The organism is Klebsiella grimontii, assembly GCF_042137965.1.
Classification (GTDB): domain Bacteria; phylum Pseudomonadota; class Gammaproteobacteria; order Enterobacterales; family Enterobacteriaceae; genus Klebsiella; species Klebsiella grimontii.
In genome coordinates this window covers 5,375,590-5,391,949 of the sequence record NZ_CP169721.1, presented here as the reverse complement: position 1 = coordinate 5,391,949, position 16,360 = coordinate 5,375,590, and the positions used below count along the sequence as shown (strand labels likewise).

General features: G+C 55.0%; 8 protein-coding genes, 1 tRNA gene and 3 rRNA genes. 9 read left to right on the top strand and 3 right to left on the bottom strand.

Annotated features, from left to right (window positions below):
- Positions 1–241: 241 nt before the first annotated feature.
- Complete coding sequence (gene zraS / locus ACE3MN_RS25235) at positions 242–1,630, top strand: two-component system sensor histidine kinase ZraS (RefSeq protein ID WP_098363633.1); 1,389 nt, start codon at positions 242–244, stop codon at positions 1,628–1,630.
- Positions 1,627–2,958 carry a sigma-54-dependent response regulator transcription factor ZraR gene (gene zraR, locus ACE3MN_RS25230; RefSeq protein ID WP_098140210.1) on the top strand — a complete coding sequence of 444 codons (1,332 nt, stop codon included), beginning with the start codon at positions 1,627–1,629 and terminating at the stop codon, positions 2,956–2,958. The genes zraS and zraR overlap by 4 nt, the downstream gene beginning before the upstream one ends.
- On the opposite strand, the gene purD is transcribed toward zraR, so the two are convergent.
- Positions 2,955–4,247 (bottom strand): phosphoribosylamine--glycine ligase, encoded by a 1,293-nt coding sequence (gene purD, locus ACE3MN_RS25225; RefSeq protein WP_024360696.1) that lies wholly within the window; start codon positions 4,245–4,247, stop codon positions 2,955–2,957. The two genes, zraR and purD, sit on opposite strands and share 4 nt — an antisense overlap.
- Before the next feature lie 15 nt (positions 4,248–4,262).
- The gene (purH, locus tag ACE3MN_RS25220) at positions 4,263–5,852 is read right to left on the bottom strand and encodes a bifunctional phosphoribosylaminoimidazolecarboxamide formyltransferase/IMP cyclohydrolase (protein ID WP_024360697.1); all 1,590 of its coding nucleotides are present in this window, start codon (positions 5,850–5,852) and stop codon (positions 4,263–4,265) included.
- Between the two features lie 637 nt (positions 5,853–6,489).
- On the opposite strand from purH, the gene ACE3MN_RS25215 reads away from it, so the two are divergent.
- The 4 genes from ACE3MN_RS25215 to rrf all read left to right on the top strand — a co-directional run bounded on the left by ACE3MN_RS25215 (position 6,490) and on the right by rrf (position 11,471).
- Positions 6,490–8,029 (top strand): 16S ribosomal RNA (locus ACE3MN_RS25215).
- Positions 8,030–8,116: 87 nt separating this feature from the next.
- Positions 8,117–8,191: transfer RNA gene (locus ACE3MN_RS25210), tRNA-Glu, on the top strand.
- A gap of 190 nt (positions 8,192–8,381) precedes the next feature.
- Positions 8,382–11,288, top strand: a 23S ribosomal RNA gene (locus ACE3MN_RS25205).
- A 67-nt stretch (positions 11,289–11,355) separates the two neighbouring features.
- A 5S ribosomal RNA gene (gene rrf / locus ACE3MN_RS25200) occupies positions 11,356–11,471 on the top strand.
- The 16S, 23S and 5S rRNA genes sit together here with 1 tRNA gene alongside, the layout of an rRNA operon.
- A gap of 99 nt (positions 11,472–11,570) precedes the next feature.
- Here rrf and ACE3MN_RS25195 read toward each other — a convergent pair.
- Complete coding sequence (locus ACE3MN_RS25195) at positions 11,571–12,008, bottom strand: acetyltransferase (RefSeq protein WP_004138452.1); 438 nt, start codon at positions 12,006–12,008, stop codon at positions 11,571–11,573.
- 156 nt (positions 12,009–12,164) lie between these two features.
- Between ACE3MN_RS25195 and metA the strand changes: the two genes are divergently transcribed.
- From metA to aceA, 3 genes are all read left to right on the top strand, one after another.
- Complete coding sequence (gene metA, locus ACE3MN_RS25190; RefSeq protein WP_004138454.1) at positions 12,165–13,094, top strand: homoserine O-succinyltransferase; 930 nt, start codon at positions 12,165–12,167, stop codon at positions 13,092–13,094.
- Between the two features lie 259 nt (positions 13,095–13,353).
- Positions 13,354–14,955: a malate synthase A gene (gene aceB, locus ACE3MN_RS25185; RefSeq protein ID WP_049130453.1), complete on the top strand. Its 1,602-nt coding sequence runs from the start codon at positions 13,354–13,356 to the stop codon at positions 14,953–14,955.
- Positions 14,956–14,986: 31 nt separating this feature from the next.
- Positions 14,987–16,291 carry an isocitrate lyase gene (gene aceA, locus ACE3MN_RS25180; RefSeq protein WP_024360167.1) on the top strand — a complete coding sequence of 435 codons (1,305 nt, stop codon included), beginning with the start codon at positions 14,987–14,989 and terminating at the stop codon, positions 16,289–16,291.
- Positions 16,292–16,360 lie beyond the last annotated feature (69 nt).

The window sequence follows — 16,360 nt, the reverse complement described above, 5'->3', positions numbered from 1 at the left end:
CCTGTCTTATGGTTACTCAGTGATTTGCATCTTCCGTGCCAGAGTGGAAAGGCCGCAGGATATCGGGCGTTGAATGCTTTTCAGCGGACGGGAGCGAGTAAAAATGACTCGCGGTAAAGGACGCAGCGGGTCATTTTTACTCGATCGCCTTCCCGGTTTGCGCCCAGGGAGAGGTTAGACGGGACGGAATAGTGGCATGATTTCTGCTGGGCTATGCGGTGTCTGAGGAAAGGGAGTTGTCATGAACGTGATGCGGTTGTCTAAGGATTCCGTCGCCGTTGGGCTGAGCTGGTTGTTAACCGGCCTTATCTTGCTGCTGGTATGCCTGTTTTCCGCTTTAATCGTGCGTGACTATGGCCGTGAAAATGAAGCCGCACGCCAGACTATCCAGGAAAAAGGCAGCGTGCTGATTCGCGCTCTTGAGTCCGGAACCCGGGTCGGAATGGGAATGCGCATGCATCATTCCCAGTTGCAGACGCTGCTGGAGGAGATGGCCTGGCAGCCCGGCGTGCTGTGGTTCGCGGTGACGGATGAGAACGGTAAAATTATCGCCCATAGCGACCCGCGGCGGGTCGGTGAGTCGCTCTATCCTGCCAGCACCCTGCGGGAGCTGAATATCGGTAGCGAGGAGCGCTGGCGCCGCCTCGAACAACCGGAGCCGGCGCTGGAGATTTATCGTCAGTTTCGCCCGCTTAACGGCGGCGGGCATCATATGCGCATGATGATGCGTCGCGAATCTGCCGATCTGCGTAATCAGGCGCCCCAGGTCATTTTTATTGCCTTTGATACCCGCGAGCTGGATGCCGACCATGCTCGTGGCCTGCGCAATATGGTCATTATGCTCTGCGCGGCAGGCGTGGTGATGGCAGCAACGGTGCTGGCGCAGTTCTGGTTCTGCCGCTATCAGCGTTCACGCAAGCAGCTGCAGGAGGCGACGGCGCGAAAAGAAAAGCTGCTGGCGCTCGGTCATCTGGCCGCGGGGGTCGCCCATGAAATCCGCAACCCGCTATCATCCATAAAAGGGCTGGCCAAGTATTTCGCCGAGCGAACCCCAGCCGATGGTGAAGCGCATCAGCTGGCTCTGGTGATGGCCAGAGAAGCCGATCGCCTGAACAGGGTCGTCAGCGAGCTGCTGGAACTGGTGCGTCCGGCGCATTTAAAATATCAATCGGTTGATTTAAATGAAGTGATCACGCATTCGCTTCAACTGGTTAGCCAGGATGCCGCCAGCCGGGCAATATCTCTGACGTTTACCGCGCAGCCCGCGCTATGCCGCATCCAGGCCGATCCGGATCGTTTGAAACAGGTGCTGCTTAACCTTTATCTCAATGCTGTCCATGCCATTGGCCGCGAGGGCGTGATTACGGTGGCGGTGAGGGAGTGCGGCGATGGGCGAGTCAAGGTGAGCGTTGCTGACAGCGGCAAGGGAATGACGGCGGAACAGCTACAGGCCATTTTCACACCGTACTTTAGTACCAAGGCCGACGGCACCGGGCTGGGCCTGGCGGTGGTGCAGAACATCGTTGAGCAGCACGGCGGGACAATTGACGCCGAGAGCGCCCCCGGCAAGGGCGCGCTATTTACGTTCTATTTGCCGGTTAATGGGCAACAGAAGGATGAACAAGGATGAGTGGCGAGCAGGTCGATATTCTGGTGGTGGACGATGACATTAGCCACTGCACTATCTTACAGGCGCTGTTGCGGGGCTGGGGTTATCGGGTTGCGCTGGCCAACAACGGCTTACAGGCGCTGGAAAAGGTGCGCGAGAAGGTCTTTGATCTGGTGCTTTGCGATATTCGCATGGCGGAGATGGACGGCATCGAAACGCTAAAAGAGATCAAAACCTTCAATCCGTCGATTCCCGTTCTGATCATGACTGCGTACTCCAGCGTTGATACCGCTGTAGAGGCGCTGAAATCCGGTGCGCTGGACTACCTTATTAAGCCGCTGGACTTTGACAAGCTGCAGCTGACGCTATCCGAGGCGTTGGCCCACACCCGGCTAAGCGAGTCTCCCGTCACAGAGACCCCCGCCGCCCAGTTTGGTATGGTGGGGGATAGCCCGGCGATGCGGGCGCTGCTGAACAATATCACCCTGGTTGCGCCCTCCGATGCGACGGTATTAATTCACGGCGAGTCGGGCACAGGGAAAGAGCTGGTCGCGCGGGCGCTGCACGCCAGCAGCGCTCGCAGCCGCAGGCCGCTGGTGATCCTCAACTGTGCGGCGCTCAACGAGTCGTTGCTGGAGTCGGAGCTGTTTGGCCATGAGAAGGGCGCGTTTACCGGTGCGGACAAACGGCGAGAAGGGCGCTTCGTTGAAGCGGACGGCGGTACGCTGTTCCTTGATGAGATAGGCGACATTTCGCCGTTGATGCAGGTGCGCCTGCTGCGGGCGATTCAGGAGCGCGAAGTGCAGCGCGTGGGCAGCAACCAGACCCTTTCGGTTGACGTACGGCTGATTGCCGCCACCCATCGGGATTTAGCCGAAGAGGTCAGCGCCGGACGTTTTCGCCAGGATCTCTACTACCGTCTGAACGTCGTGACTATCGACATGCCGCCGCTGCGTCATCGCAGGGAGGATATCCCCCAGCTGGCGCGCTATTTCCTGCAACGGTATGCCGAGCGTAACCGAAAAGCGGTACAGGGATTTACGCCACAGGCGATGGACTTGCTGATTCACTACGCCTGGCCGGGCAATATTCGCGAGCTGGAAAATGCGGTGGAGCGGGCGGTGGTCCTGCTGACCGGCGAGTACATCTCCGAACGCGAGCTGCCGCTGGCGATTACCGGTACGCCGGTTGCGGACGCGCCGCACGGCGATGATAGTATTCAGCCGCTGGTGGAGGTGGAGAAAGAAGCGATTCTGGCGGCACTTGAAAGAACGGGCGGCAACAAAACTGAAGCCGCCCGTCGGTTAGGCATTACGCGCAAAACGCTGCTGGCAAAGCTCAGCCGTTAGCGGTTTTGCTCACGTTCGATAGCGCGCCAGCCGATGTCGTTACGGCTAAAGCTGCCGTCCCAGCTGATATCGCTCATCAGGGCGTAAGCGTGCTTTTGCGCTTCAGCGACGGTGCGGCCCAGCGCGGTAGCGCACAGCACCCGACCGCCGCTGGTCAATACGCGATCGTCGTCAGCAAGTTTGGTTCCGGCGTGGAAGACCTTACCGTCAGCCGCTTCTTCCAGCGGCAGGCCGTGGATCTCATCGCCGGTGCTGTAGTTGCCCGGATAGCCACCGGCGGCGATTACAACGCCCAGCGAGGCGCGCTCGTCCCACTCGGAGGTTTTCTCATTCAGCTTACCGTCGCAGGCGGCGAGGCACAGATCCACCAGATCCGATTTCATGCGCAGCATGATCGGCTGGGTTTCCGGATCGCCAAAGCGGCAGTTGAACTCAATAACCTTCGGATTACCCTGTTTGTCGATCATCAGGCCCGCGTAGAGGAAACCGGTGTAGGTGTTCCCTTCCGCGGCCATACCTTTAACGGTTGGCCAGATAATGCGTTCCATGGTGCGCTGGTGAACCTCATCGGTTACCACCGGTGCCGGAGAGTAAGCGCCCATACCGCCGGTGTTCGGGCCGGTATCGCCATTGCCCACGCGTTTGTGATCCTGGCTGGTGGCCATCGGCAGGACGTGCTCGCCGTCGACCATCACGATAAAGCTTGCTTCTTCGCCGTCGAGAAACTCTTCGATGACGATGCGGTGTCCGGCGTCGCCAAAGGCGTTACCTGCCAGCATGTCGTGAACGGCGGCTTCCGCTTCTTCCTGCGTCATGGCAACAATCACACCCTTGCCAGCGGCCAGGCCGTCGGCCTTAATGACGATCGGCGCGCCTTTCTCACGCAGGTACGCCAGAGCGGGCTCAATTTCTGTAAAGTTCTGATACTCCGCCGTCGGAATTTTATGACGGGCGAGAAAATCTTTAGTGAAGGCTTTGGAACCTTCCAGCTGCGCTGCGCCTTCGGTTGGACCGAAGATTTTCAGCCCGGCGGCGCGGAACGCATCTACCACGCCAATCACCAGCGGCGCTTCCGGACCAACGATGGTCAGGTCAATCTTCTCGTTCTGGGCAAAGCTCAGCAGCGCCGGAATATCGGTGACGCCGATAGCCACGTTCTGCAGCGCCGGTTCCAGGGCGGTACCGGCGTTACCCGGGGCGACAAAAACGGTATCAACCAGCGGTGACTGTGCGGCCTTCCAGGCCAGCGCGTGCTCGCGCCCGCCGTTGCCAATAACTAATACTTTCATCGTCTGCTCCGTAAATTAATGGCGGAAGTGGCGCATATCGGTGAAGATCATCGCGATGCCGTGCTCATCGGCGGCGGCAATCACCTCTTCGTCGCGAATAGAACCGCCAGGCTGAATGACGCAGCTCACGCCAACGGCAGCGGCGGCATCAATACCGTCGCGGAACGGGAAGAAGGCGTCGGAGGCCATAGCCGAACCTTTCACTTCCAGACCTTCATCACCGGCTTTAATCCCGGCGATTTTGGCCGAGTAAACGCGGCTCATCTGGCCTGCGCCTATTCCGATGGTCATGTTCTCCTTGGCATACACGATGGCATTGGACTTCACGAACTTCGCCACTTTCCAGCAGAACAGCGCGTCACGCAACTCTTGCTCGGTCGGCTGGCGTTTGGAAACCACGCGCAGTTCGCCTTCCGTCACCATACCCAAGTCGCGGTCCTGAACCAGCAGGCCGCCGTTAACGCGTTTGAAGTCCAGGCCCGGCACGCGCTGCGTCCACTGACCGCAGGTCAGGACGCGGACGTTCTGTTTCGCGGCAGTGATCTTCAGGGCTTCTTCCGTCGCGGTCGGCGCGATGATCACTTCAACAAACTGGCGGGAGATGATGGCCTGCGCGGTTTCGGCATCCAGTTCGCGGTTAAAGGCGATAATACCGCCGAAGGCAGAGGTCGGGTCGGTTTTATACGCGCGGTCGTAGGCGTCAAGAAGGGAGGTGCTTACCGCCACGCCGCACGGGTTAGCGTGCTTCACGATAACGCAGGCCGGCTCGCTAAACTCTTTCACACACTCCAGCGCCGCATCGGTATCGGCGATGTTGTTATAAGAGAGGGCCTTGCCCTGAACCTGCTGCGCGGTCGCCACGGAAGCTTCTTTGATTTCTTCTTCTATATAGAAGGCAGCCTGCTGGTGGCTGTTTTCACCGTAACGCATATCCTGCTTCTTAATGAAGTTCAGGTTCAGGGTGCGCGGGAAGCGGCCAGCGGCTTCTTTGCTCTCGCCGTGATAGGCCGGAACCATGCTGCCGAAGTAGTTGGCAATCATGCTGTCGTAGGCGGCGGTGTGTTCGAATGCTTTAATGGCGAGGTCGAAGCGGGTATCGAGAGTTAAGGAACCTTCGTTGGCATCCATCTCTTGAATAATGGCATCGTAGTCGCTGCTCTTCACCACAATGGCGACATCTTTATGGTTCTTCGCCGCCGAGCGAACCATGGTTGGGCCGCCGATATCAATGTTCTCTACCGCGTCTTCCAGCGAGCAATCCTCGCGGGCCACGGTTTGAGCAAACGGATACAGGTTAACAACCACCATATCGATAGGGGCGATACCGTGCTGTTGCATAATGCCGTCATCCTGGCCGCGGCGGCCGAGAATGCCGCCGTGAACTTTCGGATGCAGAGTCTTCACGCGTCCGTCCATCATTTCCGGGAAACCGGTGTAGTCAGAGACTTCGGTCACCGGCAGACCTTTCTCAGCCAGCAGGCGTGCGGTACCACCCGTAGAGAGTAGCTCGACACCACGAGCGGAAAGCGCCTGCGCGAATTCGACGATACCGGCCTTGTCAGAAACACTGAGCAGGGCGCGGCGGACTGGACGACGTTGTTGCATGGTATTAAATCCCCAGGATTTGAATATTACAGAGAGCGTTAGGTGAGTTTTTGCCTAAAAACTCACCTAACGCACCCAACCGGGCATCCTTGTTATAGCGCGGCATTGTAACGAAAACGTTTGCGCAACGCTCGCGAATTTTTATCTTTCTCTTTTTACCCCCGGATCGCGCCTTATATAGACCTTATATAGAGAAGAGAGATGGCCTTTATAAGGGGGCACCTTTCGTCATCTGTGGATAATTCTGTGCGTAACTGGGTATAAAGAGGGGTTTTGCTGGGGAATGCAGCAGTCAGTCATTTTTCTGCAATTTTACTATTGCGGATGCTCGGGAACTCCCTATAATGCGCCTCCATCGACACGGCAGATGTGAATCACTTCACAAACAACCCGGTCGGTTGAAGAGAAAAAATCCTGAAATAACGGGTTGACTCTGAAAGAGGAAAGCGTAATATACGCCACCTCGCAACGGTGAGCGAAAGCCGCGTTGCACTGCTCTTTAACAATTTATCAGACAATCTGTGTGGGCACTCAAAGTGACATGGATTCTTAACGTCTTCGGACGAAAAATGAATACCAAGTCTCTGAGTGAACATACGTAATTCATTACGAAGTTTAATTCACGAGCATCAAACTTAAATTGAAGAGTTTGATCATGGCTCAGATTGAACGCTGGCGGCAGGCCTAACACATGCAAGTCGAACGGTAGCACAGAGAGCTTGCTCTCGGGTGACGAGTGGCGGACGGGTGAGTAATGTCTGGGAAACTGCCTGATGGAGGGGGATAACTACTGGAAACGGTAGCTAATACCGCATAACGTCGCAAGACCAAAGAGGGGGACCTTCGGGCCTCTTGCCATCAGATGTGCCCAGATGGGATTAGCTAGTAGGTGGGGTAACGGCTCACCTAGGCGACGATCCCTAGCTGGTCTGAGAGGATGACCAGCCACACTGGAACTGAGACACGGTCCAGACTCCTACGGGAGGCAGCAGTGGGGAATATTGCACAATGGGCGCAAGCCTGATGCAGCCATGCCGCGTGTATGAAGAAGGCCTTCGGGTTGTAAAGTACTTTCAGCGGGGAGGAAGGCGATAAGGTTAATAACCTTGTCGATTGACGTTACCCGCAGAAGAAGCACCGGCTAACTCCGTGCCAGCAGCCGCGGTAATACGGAGGGTGCAAGCGTTAATCGGAATTACTGGGCGTAAAGCGCACGCAGGCGGTCTGTCAAGTCGGATGTGAAATCCCCGGGCTCAACCTGGGAACTGCATTCGAAACTGGCAGGCTGGAGTCTTGTAGAGGGGGGTAGAATTCCAGGTGTAGCGGTGAAATGCGTAGAGATCTGGAGGAATACCGGTGGCGAAGGCGGCCCCCTGGACAAAGACTGACGCTCAGGTGCGAAAGCGTGGGGAGCAAACAGGATTAGATACCCTGGTAGTCCACGCTGTAAACGATGTCGACTTGGAGGTTGTTCCCTTGAGGAGTGGCTTCCGGAGCTAACGCGTTAAGTCGACCGCCTGGGGAGTACGGCCGCAAGGTTAAAACTCAAATGAATTGACGGGGGCCCGCACAAGCGGTGGAGCATGTGGTTTAATTCGATGCAACGCGAAGAACCTTACCTACTCTTGACATCCAGAGAACTTAGCAGAGATGCTTTGGTGCCTTCGGGAACTCTGAGACAGGTGCTGCATGGCTGTCGTCAGCTCGTGTTGTGAAATGTTGGGTTAAGTCCCGCAACGAGCGCAACCCTTATCCTTTGTTGCCAGCGATTCGGTCGGGAACTCAAAGGAGACTGCCAGTGATAAACTGGAGGAAGGTGGGGATGACGTCAAGTCATCATGGCCCTTACGAGTAGGGCTACACACGTGCTACAATGGCATATACAAAGAGAAGCGACCTCGCGAGAGCAAGCGGACCTCATAAAGTATGTCGTAGTCCGGATTGGAGTCTGCAACTCGACTCCATGAAGTCGGAATCGCTAGTAATCGTGGATCAGAATGCCACGGTGAATACGTTCCCGGGCCTTGTACACACCGCCCGTCACACCATGGGAGTGGGTTGCAAAAGAAGTAGGTAGCTTAACCTTCGGGAGGGCGCTTACCACTTTGTGATTCATGACTGGGGTGAAGTCGTAACAAGGTAACCGTAGGGGAACCTGCGGTTGGATCACCTCCTTACCTGAAAGAACCTGCCTTTGTAGTGTCCACACAGATTGTCTGATAGATGTAAAGAAGCAAGACGGCTGCGAAGTCGCGACACCTCGTGTCCCCTTCGTCTAGCGGTTAGGACTCCGCCCTTTCACGGCGGCAACAGGGGTTCGAATCCCCTAGGGGACGCCACTTGCTGGCTGTGAGTGAAAGGCACAACCAACCGATATCTCAAAACTCATCTTCGGGTGACGTTTGAGATATTTGCTCTTTAAAAATCTGGATCAAGCTGAAAATTGAAACGACACACAGCTAATGTGTGTTCGAGTCTCTCAAATTTTCGCGACACGATGATGTTTTACGAAACATCTTCGGGTTGTGAGGTTAAGCGACTAAGCGTACACGGTGGATGCCCTGGCAGTCAGAGGCGATGAAGGACGTGCTAATCTGCGAAAAGCGTCGGTAAGGTGATATGAACCGTTATAGCCGGCGATGTCCGAATGGGGAAACCCAGTGCAATTCGTTGCACTATCGTTTGATGAATACATAGTCAAACGAGGCGAACCGGGGGAACTGAAACATCTAAGTACCCCGAGGAAAAGAAATCAACCGAGATTCCCCCAGTAGCGGCGAGCGAACGGGGAGCAGCCCGGAGTCTGAATCAGCTTGTGTGTTAGTGGAAGCGTCTGGAAAGTCGCAGGGTACAGGGTGATACTCCCGTACACTAAAACGCACAGGCTGTGAACTCGAAGAGTAGGGCGGGACACGTGGTATCCTGTCTGAATATGGGGGGACCATCCTCCAAGGCTAAATACTCCTGACTGACCGATAGTGAACCAGTACCGTGAGGGAAAGGCGAAAAGAACCCCGGCGAGGGGAGTGAAAAAGAACCTGAAACCGTGTACGTACAAGCAGTAGGAGCCTCTTTATGGGGTGACTGCGTACCTTTTGTATAATGGGTCAGCGACTTATATTCTGTAGCAAGGTTAACCGTATAGGGGAGCCGCAGGGAAACCGAGTCTTAACTGGGCGTTAAGTTGCAGGGTATAGACCCGAAACCCGGTGATCTAGCCATGGGCAGGTTGAAGGTTGGGTAACACTAACTGGAGGACCGAACCGACTAATGTTGAAAAATTAGCGGATGACTTGTGGCTGGGGGTGAAAGGCCAATCAAACCGGGAGATAGCTGGTTCTCCCCGAAAGCTATTTAGGTAGCGCCTCGTGAACTCATCTTCGGGGGTAGAGCACTGTTTCGGCTAGGGGGTCATCCCGACTTACCAACCCGATGCAAACTACGAATACCGAAGAATGTTATCACGGGAGACACACGGCGGGTGCTAACGTCCGTCGTGAAGAGGGAAACAACCCAGACCGCCAGCTAAGGTCCCAAAGTCATGGTTAAGTGGGAAACGATGTGGGAAGGCCCAGACAGCCAGGATGTTGGCTTAGAAGCAGCCATCATTTAAAGAAAGCGTAATAGCTCACTGGTCGAGTCGGCCTGCGCGGAAGATGTAACGGGGCTAAACCATGCACCGAAGCTGCGGCAGCGACACTATGTGTTGTTGGGTAGGGGAGCGTTCTGTAAGCCGTTGAAGGTGGCCTGTGAGGGTTGCTGGAGGTATCAGAAGTGCGAATGCTGACATAAGTAACGATAATGCGGGTGAAAAACCCGCACGCCGGAAGACCAAGGGTTCCTGTCCAACGTTAATCGGGGCAGGGTGAGTCGACCCCTAAGGCGAGGCCGAAAGGCGTAGTCGATGGGAAACAGGTTAATATTCCTGTACTCGGTGTTACTGCGAAGGGGGGACGGAGAAGGCTATGTTGGCCGGGCGACGGTTGTCCCGGTTTAAGCATGTAGGCGGATGTTCCAGGTAAATCCGGAACGTTATCAACGCTGAGGTGTGATGACGAGGCACTACGGTGCTGAAGTGACAAATGCCCTGCTTCCAGGAAAAGCCTCTAAGCATCAGGTAACATCAAATCGTACCCCAAACCGACACAGGTGGTCAGGTAGAGAATACCAAGGCGCTTGAGAGAACTCGGGTGAAGGAACTAGGCAAAATGGTGCCGTAACTTCGGGAGAAGGCACGCTGATATGTAGGTGAAGTGGTTTACCCATGGAGCTGAAATCAGTCGAAGATACCAGCTGGCTGCAACTGTTTATTAAAAACACAGCACTGTGCAAACACGAAAGTGGACGTATACGGTGTGACGCCTGCCCGGTGCCGGAAGGTTAATTGATGGGGTTATCCGTAAGGAGAAGCTCTTGATCGAAGCCCCGGTAAACGGCGGCCGTAACTATAACGGTCCTAAGGTAGCGAAATTCCTTGTCGGGTAAGTTCCGACCTGCACGAATGGCGTAATGATGGCCAGGCTGTCTCCACCCGAGACTCAGTGAAATTGAACTCGCTGTGAAGATGCAGTGTACCCGCGGCAAGACGGAAAGACCCCGTGAACCTTTACTATAGCTTGACACTGAACACTGGTCCTTGATGTGTAGGATAGGTGGGAGGCTTTGAAGTGTGGACGCCAGTCTGCATGGAGCCATCCTTGAAATACCACCCTTTAATGGCTGGTGTTCTAACGTGGGCCCCTAATCGGGGTTGCGGACAGTGTCTGGTGGGTAGTTTGACTGGGGCGGTCTCCTCCTAAAGAGTAACGGAGGAGCACGAAGGTCAGCTAATCCTGGTCGGACATCAGGAGGTTAGTGCAATGGCATAAGCTGGCTTGACTGCGAGCGTGACGGCGCGAGCAGGTGCGAAAGCAGGTCATAGTGATCCGGTGGTTCTGAATGGAAGGGCCATCGCTCAACGGATAAAAGGTACTCCGGGGATAACAGGCTGATACCGCCCAAGAGTTCATATCGACGGCGGTGTTTGGCACCTCGATGTCGGCTCATCACATCCTGGGGCTGAAGTAGGTCCCAAGGGTATGGCTGTTCGCCATTTAAAGTGGTACGCGAGCTGGGTTTAGAACGTCGTGAGACAGTTCGGTCCCTATCTGCCGTGGGCGCTGGAGAATTGAGGGGGGCTGCTCCTAGTACGAGAGGACCGGAGTGGACGCATCACTGGTGTTCGGGTTGTCATGCCAATGGCATTGCCCGGTAGCTAAATGCGGAAGAGATAAGTGCTGAAAGCATCTAAGCACGAAACTTGCCCCGAGATGAGTTCTCCCTGACTCCTTGAGAGTCCTGAAGGAACGTTGAAGACGACGACGTTGATAGGCCGGGTGTGTAAGCGCAGCGATGCGTTGAGCTAACCGGTACTAATGAACCGTGAGGCTTAACCTTACAACGCCGAAGATGTTTTGGCGGATTTGAGAGAAGATTTTCAGCCTGATACAGATAACAGAATTTGCCTGGCGGCACTAGCGCGGTGGTCCCACCTGACCCCATGCCGAACTCAGAAGTGAAACGCCGTAGCGCCGATGGTAGTGTGGGGTCTCCCCATGTGAGAGTAGGGAACTGCCAGGCATCAATTAAGTGAAGAGCCCATCCTGACGGATGGGCTTTTTGCGTTTTTGTGGTCTGCGAATGACCGGACAGGAGTTGATCCTTATCCGGCCCCATATTTTACTCATGTACCAGATGCAATAACGGATAAGGTTTACCAAGATCGTCCGTCTCTGAACGCCCCGTCACCTTAAAGCCCATCTTCTGATAAAATCCGACCGCTTGCTCATTCTGCTCATTAACGTTGGTCGTCAACTTTGGCGCCAGCGTTAGCGCGTGTTCAATCAGTAATTTACCGACTCCACAGCCGCGGACCGTAGGGTCAACGAATAGCGCATCCATATGTTCACCCGTAAGAAGCATAAAGGCGACGGGCTCATCTTTCTCCGTTACCGCCACCCACAGCGGCGCTTCGGGTAGAAATGAACTCACCAGCGTTTCGAGTTCCACTCTATACTCTTTTGACAGGAAATCGTGTGTGGCATCAACCGACCGACGCCAGATCGCAACCAGTTTTTCCCCTTCATCATGCCGTGAACGGCGGATACTAATAACCATAATTGCTCCTTTTATTTGTTCTTATATTCTAACCTAAAAATCTCCGTGAAATTTTCTCACCCTGCACCTGCAGGCTCGACATTCACCTTATTCCTGGGTATCTTCAGCTGTCTGGATGTCTAAACGTTTATACGTATGCTATGAGGTAATAAAGTTATGCCAATTCGGGTGCAGGACGAGCTACCGGCCGTCAATTTCTTGCGTAATGAAAACGTCTTTGTGATGACGACAACTCGCGCGACGACTCAGGAAATCCGCCCGCTGAAGGTGCTCATCCTTAATCTGATGCCGAAGAAAATCGAGACTGAGAATCAGTTTCTGCGACTGCTTTCCAACTCTCCTCTGCAGCTTGATATCCAGCTGCTGCGCATCGATGCCCGCGAATCGCGTAATACCCCGGCGGAACACCTCAACAACTTTTACTGCAACTTTGAAGATATTTGCGATCAGAACTTTGACGGCCTGATTGTGACCGGCGCGCCTTTAGGGCTTGTTGAGTTTAATGACGTTGCCTACTGGCCGCAGATCAAGCAGGTACTGGAGTGGGCAAAAGATCATGTCACCTCCACGCTGTTTGTCTGTTGGGCGGTACAGGCTGCCCTTAATATTCTCTACGGTATTCCTAAACAGACCCGCTCTGAAAAGATTTCCGGCGTATATGAACACCATATCCTGCAACCTCATGCCTTGTTAACCCGCGGCTTTGACGATAGCTTTCTGGCCCCGCATTCGCGCTATGCCGATTTTCCGGCGGCGCTGATTCGCGACTACACCGACCTGGAGATTTTGGCGGAGACGGAAGAGGGGGACGCCTACCTGTTCGCCAGTAAAGATAAACGCATCGCCTTCGTGACCGGTCACCCGGAATATGACGCCAATACCCTGGCCAGCGAGTTTTTCCGCGATGTGGAAGCGGGCCTCGATCCGCAGGTTCCGTACAATTATTTCCCGCAAAACGATCCGCAGAACAAACCGCGCGCCACATGGCGAAGCCATGGCAATCTGCTGTTTATCAACTGGCTGAATTATTACGTCTACCAGATCACGCCATACGATCTACGCCATATGAATCCGACTCTGGATTAATCTTCTACACAACGCGATCCTAAAGCGTTTCAGCATTTTGCCTCTGGCACCTTCGGGTGCCTTTTTTATTTCCGAAACGCAGCTCATATTGTAATTAAACTTTATTCATATTGTTATCAATGGGTTAAATTGTAATTAAATTAAAAATGGAAATTGTTTTTGATTTTGAAAAATAAATGCGTAGTCTTAATTGTGCTGAACGAAAACTACACAACGATCTTACGTTCGCGCCAACTGGATCAACCAAGAGGAGCAGCACATGACGCAGCAGGCGACAATTACTGACGAACTGGCTTTTAGCCAGCCATATGGCGACCAGGAAAAGCAAATCTTAACGCCTGAAGCAGTGGAGTTTCTGACCGAGCTGGTGAGCCGCTTTACGCCAGAGCGCAACAAACTCCTGGCGGCGCGTATCCAGCAGCAGCAGGCAATTGACGACGGAAAGCTTCCTGATTTTATTTCGGAAACAGCTTCCATTCGTAATAGTGAATGGAAGATCCGCGGCATTCCGGAGGATTTGCAGGATCGGCGGGTGGAAATCACCGGGCCGGTTGAGCGCAAGATGGTGATCAATGCGCTCAATGCGAATGTGAAAGTCTTCATGGCGGATTTCGAAGACTCGCTGGCGCCCGAATGGAACAAAGTCATTGATGGGCAAATTAACCTGCGCGATGCGGTTAACGGCACCATCAGCTACACCAATGAAGCCGGCAAGATTTATCAGCTCAAGCCGAACCCGGCGCTACTGATCTGCCGCGTTCGCGGTTTGCACCTGCCGGAAAAACATGTGACCTGGCGCGGTGAAGCCATTCCCGGCAGCCTTTTCGACTTCGCACTCTATTTCTTCCATAACTACAAAGCGTTACTGGAAAAAGGCAGCGGCCCCTATTTCTATCTGCCGAAGACTCAGGCCTGGCAGGAAGCGGCGTGGTGGAGTGAAGTCTTTAGCTTTACGGAAGACCGTTTTGAGCTGCCGCGCGGCACCGTTAAAGCCACGTTGCTGATTGAAACGCTGCCCGCCGTATTCCAGATGGATGAAATCCTGCATGCCCTGCGCGACCATATTGTTGGCCTGAACTGCGGGCGCTGGGACTACATCTTCAGCTATATCAAAACGCTGAAGAACCACCCTGATCGCGTTCTGCCGGATCGTCAGGTGGTGACGATGGACAAGCCTTTCCTCAGCGCCTATTCGCGATTGCTGATTAAGACCTGCCACAAGCGCGGCGCGTTTGCGATGGGCGGCATGGCGGCCTTTATCCCCAGCAAAGACGCTGAACGCAACAATCAGGTGCTGAATAAAGTAAAAGCCGATAAGTCGCTGGAGGCGAATAACGGCCATGACGGTACCTGGATCGCGCATCCTGGGCTGGCTGACACCGCGATGGCCGTCTTTAACGGTGTACTGGGCGAGAACAAAAATCAGCTGTCCGTTACCCGCGAAGACGATGCGCCGATTACCGCTGAACAGCTGCTGGCCCCCTGCGAAGGCGAACGAACTGAAGAGGGCATGCGCGCCAATATTCGCGTGGCGGTGCAGTACATCGAGGCGTGGATTTCCGGCAACGGCTGCGTACCGATCTATGGCCTGATGGAAGATGCGGCAACAGCCGAAATCTCCCGCACCTCGATTTGGCAGTGGATCCATCATGAGAAAACCCTCAGTAACGGCACACCGGTAACCAAAGCGCTGTTCCGCCAGTGGCTGGCCGAAGAGATGCGGGTGATTCAGGACGAACTGGGCGAGCACCGCTACAGCAGCGGGCGTTTTGATGAAGCCGCTCGCCTGATGGAACAGATCACCACCTCCGACGAGCTGATCGATTTCTTAACCCTGCCGGGCTATCGCCTTCTGGCCTAATTCACCACACAACAATATGGAGCATCTGCACATGAAGACTCGTACCCAACAAATCGAAGAATTAAACAAAGAGTGGACGAAACCGCGCTGGGAAGGGATTACCCGCCCATACAGCGCCGAGGACGTGGTGAAGCTACGCGGCTCGGTCAATCCAGAGTGTACCCTGGCGCAGCTGGGCGCGGCAAAGATGTGGCGACTCCTGCACGGCGAAGCGAAAAAAGGCTACATCAACAGCCTGGGCGCGCTGACCGGCGGGCAGGCGCTGCAGCAGGCGAAAGCGGGCATTGAAGCGATTTATCTTTCCGGCTGGCAGGTCGCGGCGGACGCCAACCTGGCTTCCAGCATGTATCCGGATCAATCGCTCTATCCGGCAAACTCGGTACCGGCCGTTGTCGATCGGATCAACAACACCTTCCGCCGCGCGGATCAGATCCAGTGGTCTGCGGGCATTGAGCCGAACGATCCGCGTTATACCGATTATTTCCTGCCGATCGTCGCCGACGCGGAAGCGGGATTTGGCGGCGTGCTTAATGCGTTCGAGCTGATGAAATCGATGATTGAGGCCGGTGCAGCGGCCGTACACTTCGAAGACCAGCTGGCATCGGTGAAGAAATGCGGCCATATGGGCGGCAAAGTACTGGTACCCACGCAAGAAGCGATTCAGAAACTGGTTGCCGCGCGCCTGGCGGCGGACGTGATGGGCGTGCCGACCTTGGTGATCGCCCGTACTGACGCCGATGCGGCGGATTTAATTACCTCAGACTGCGATCCTTACGATCGTCAGTTCATCACCGGAGACCGTACCAGCGAAGGGTTCTTCCGCACCCATGCCGGTATCGAACAGGCGATCAGCCGCGGGCTGGCCTACGCGCCCTATGCCGACCTGGTGTGGTGTGAAACTTCCACCCCGGACCTTGAGCTGGCAAAGCGCTTTGCCGATGCGATTCACGCGAAATATCCGGGCAAACTGCTGGCCTACAACTGCTCGCCGTCGTTTAACTGGCAGAAAAAGCTGGATGATAAAACCATTGCCAGCTTCCAGCAGCAGCTGGCGGATATGGGCTACAAGTATCAGTTCATCACCCTGGCCGGTATCCACAGCATGTGGTTCAACATGTTCGATCTGGCGCACGCTTACGCCCAGGGCGAGGGCATGAAGCATTATGTTGAGAAAGTCCAGCAGCCGGAGTTCGCGGCGGCTAAAGATGGCTACACCTTTGTCTCTCATCAGCAGGAAGTGGGTACCGGCTACTTCGATAAGGTGACCACCATTATCCAGGGCGGAACATCGTCGGTGACGGCGCTGACCGGCTCGACGGAAGAGTCGCAGTTCTGATTGCTGCCCGGTGGCGCTGCGCTTACCGGGCCTACGAAAGCGGTAGGCCGGATAAGCGTACGCGTCAAC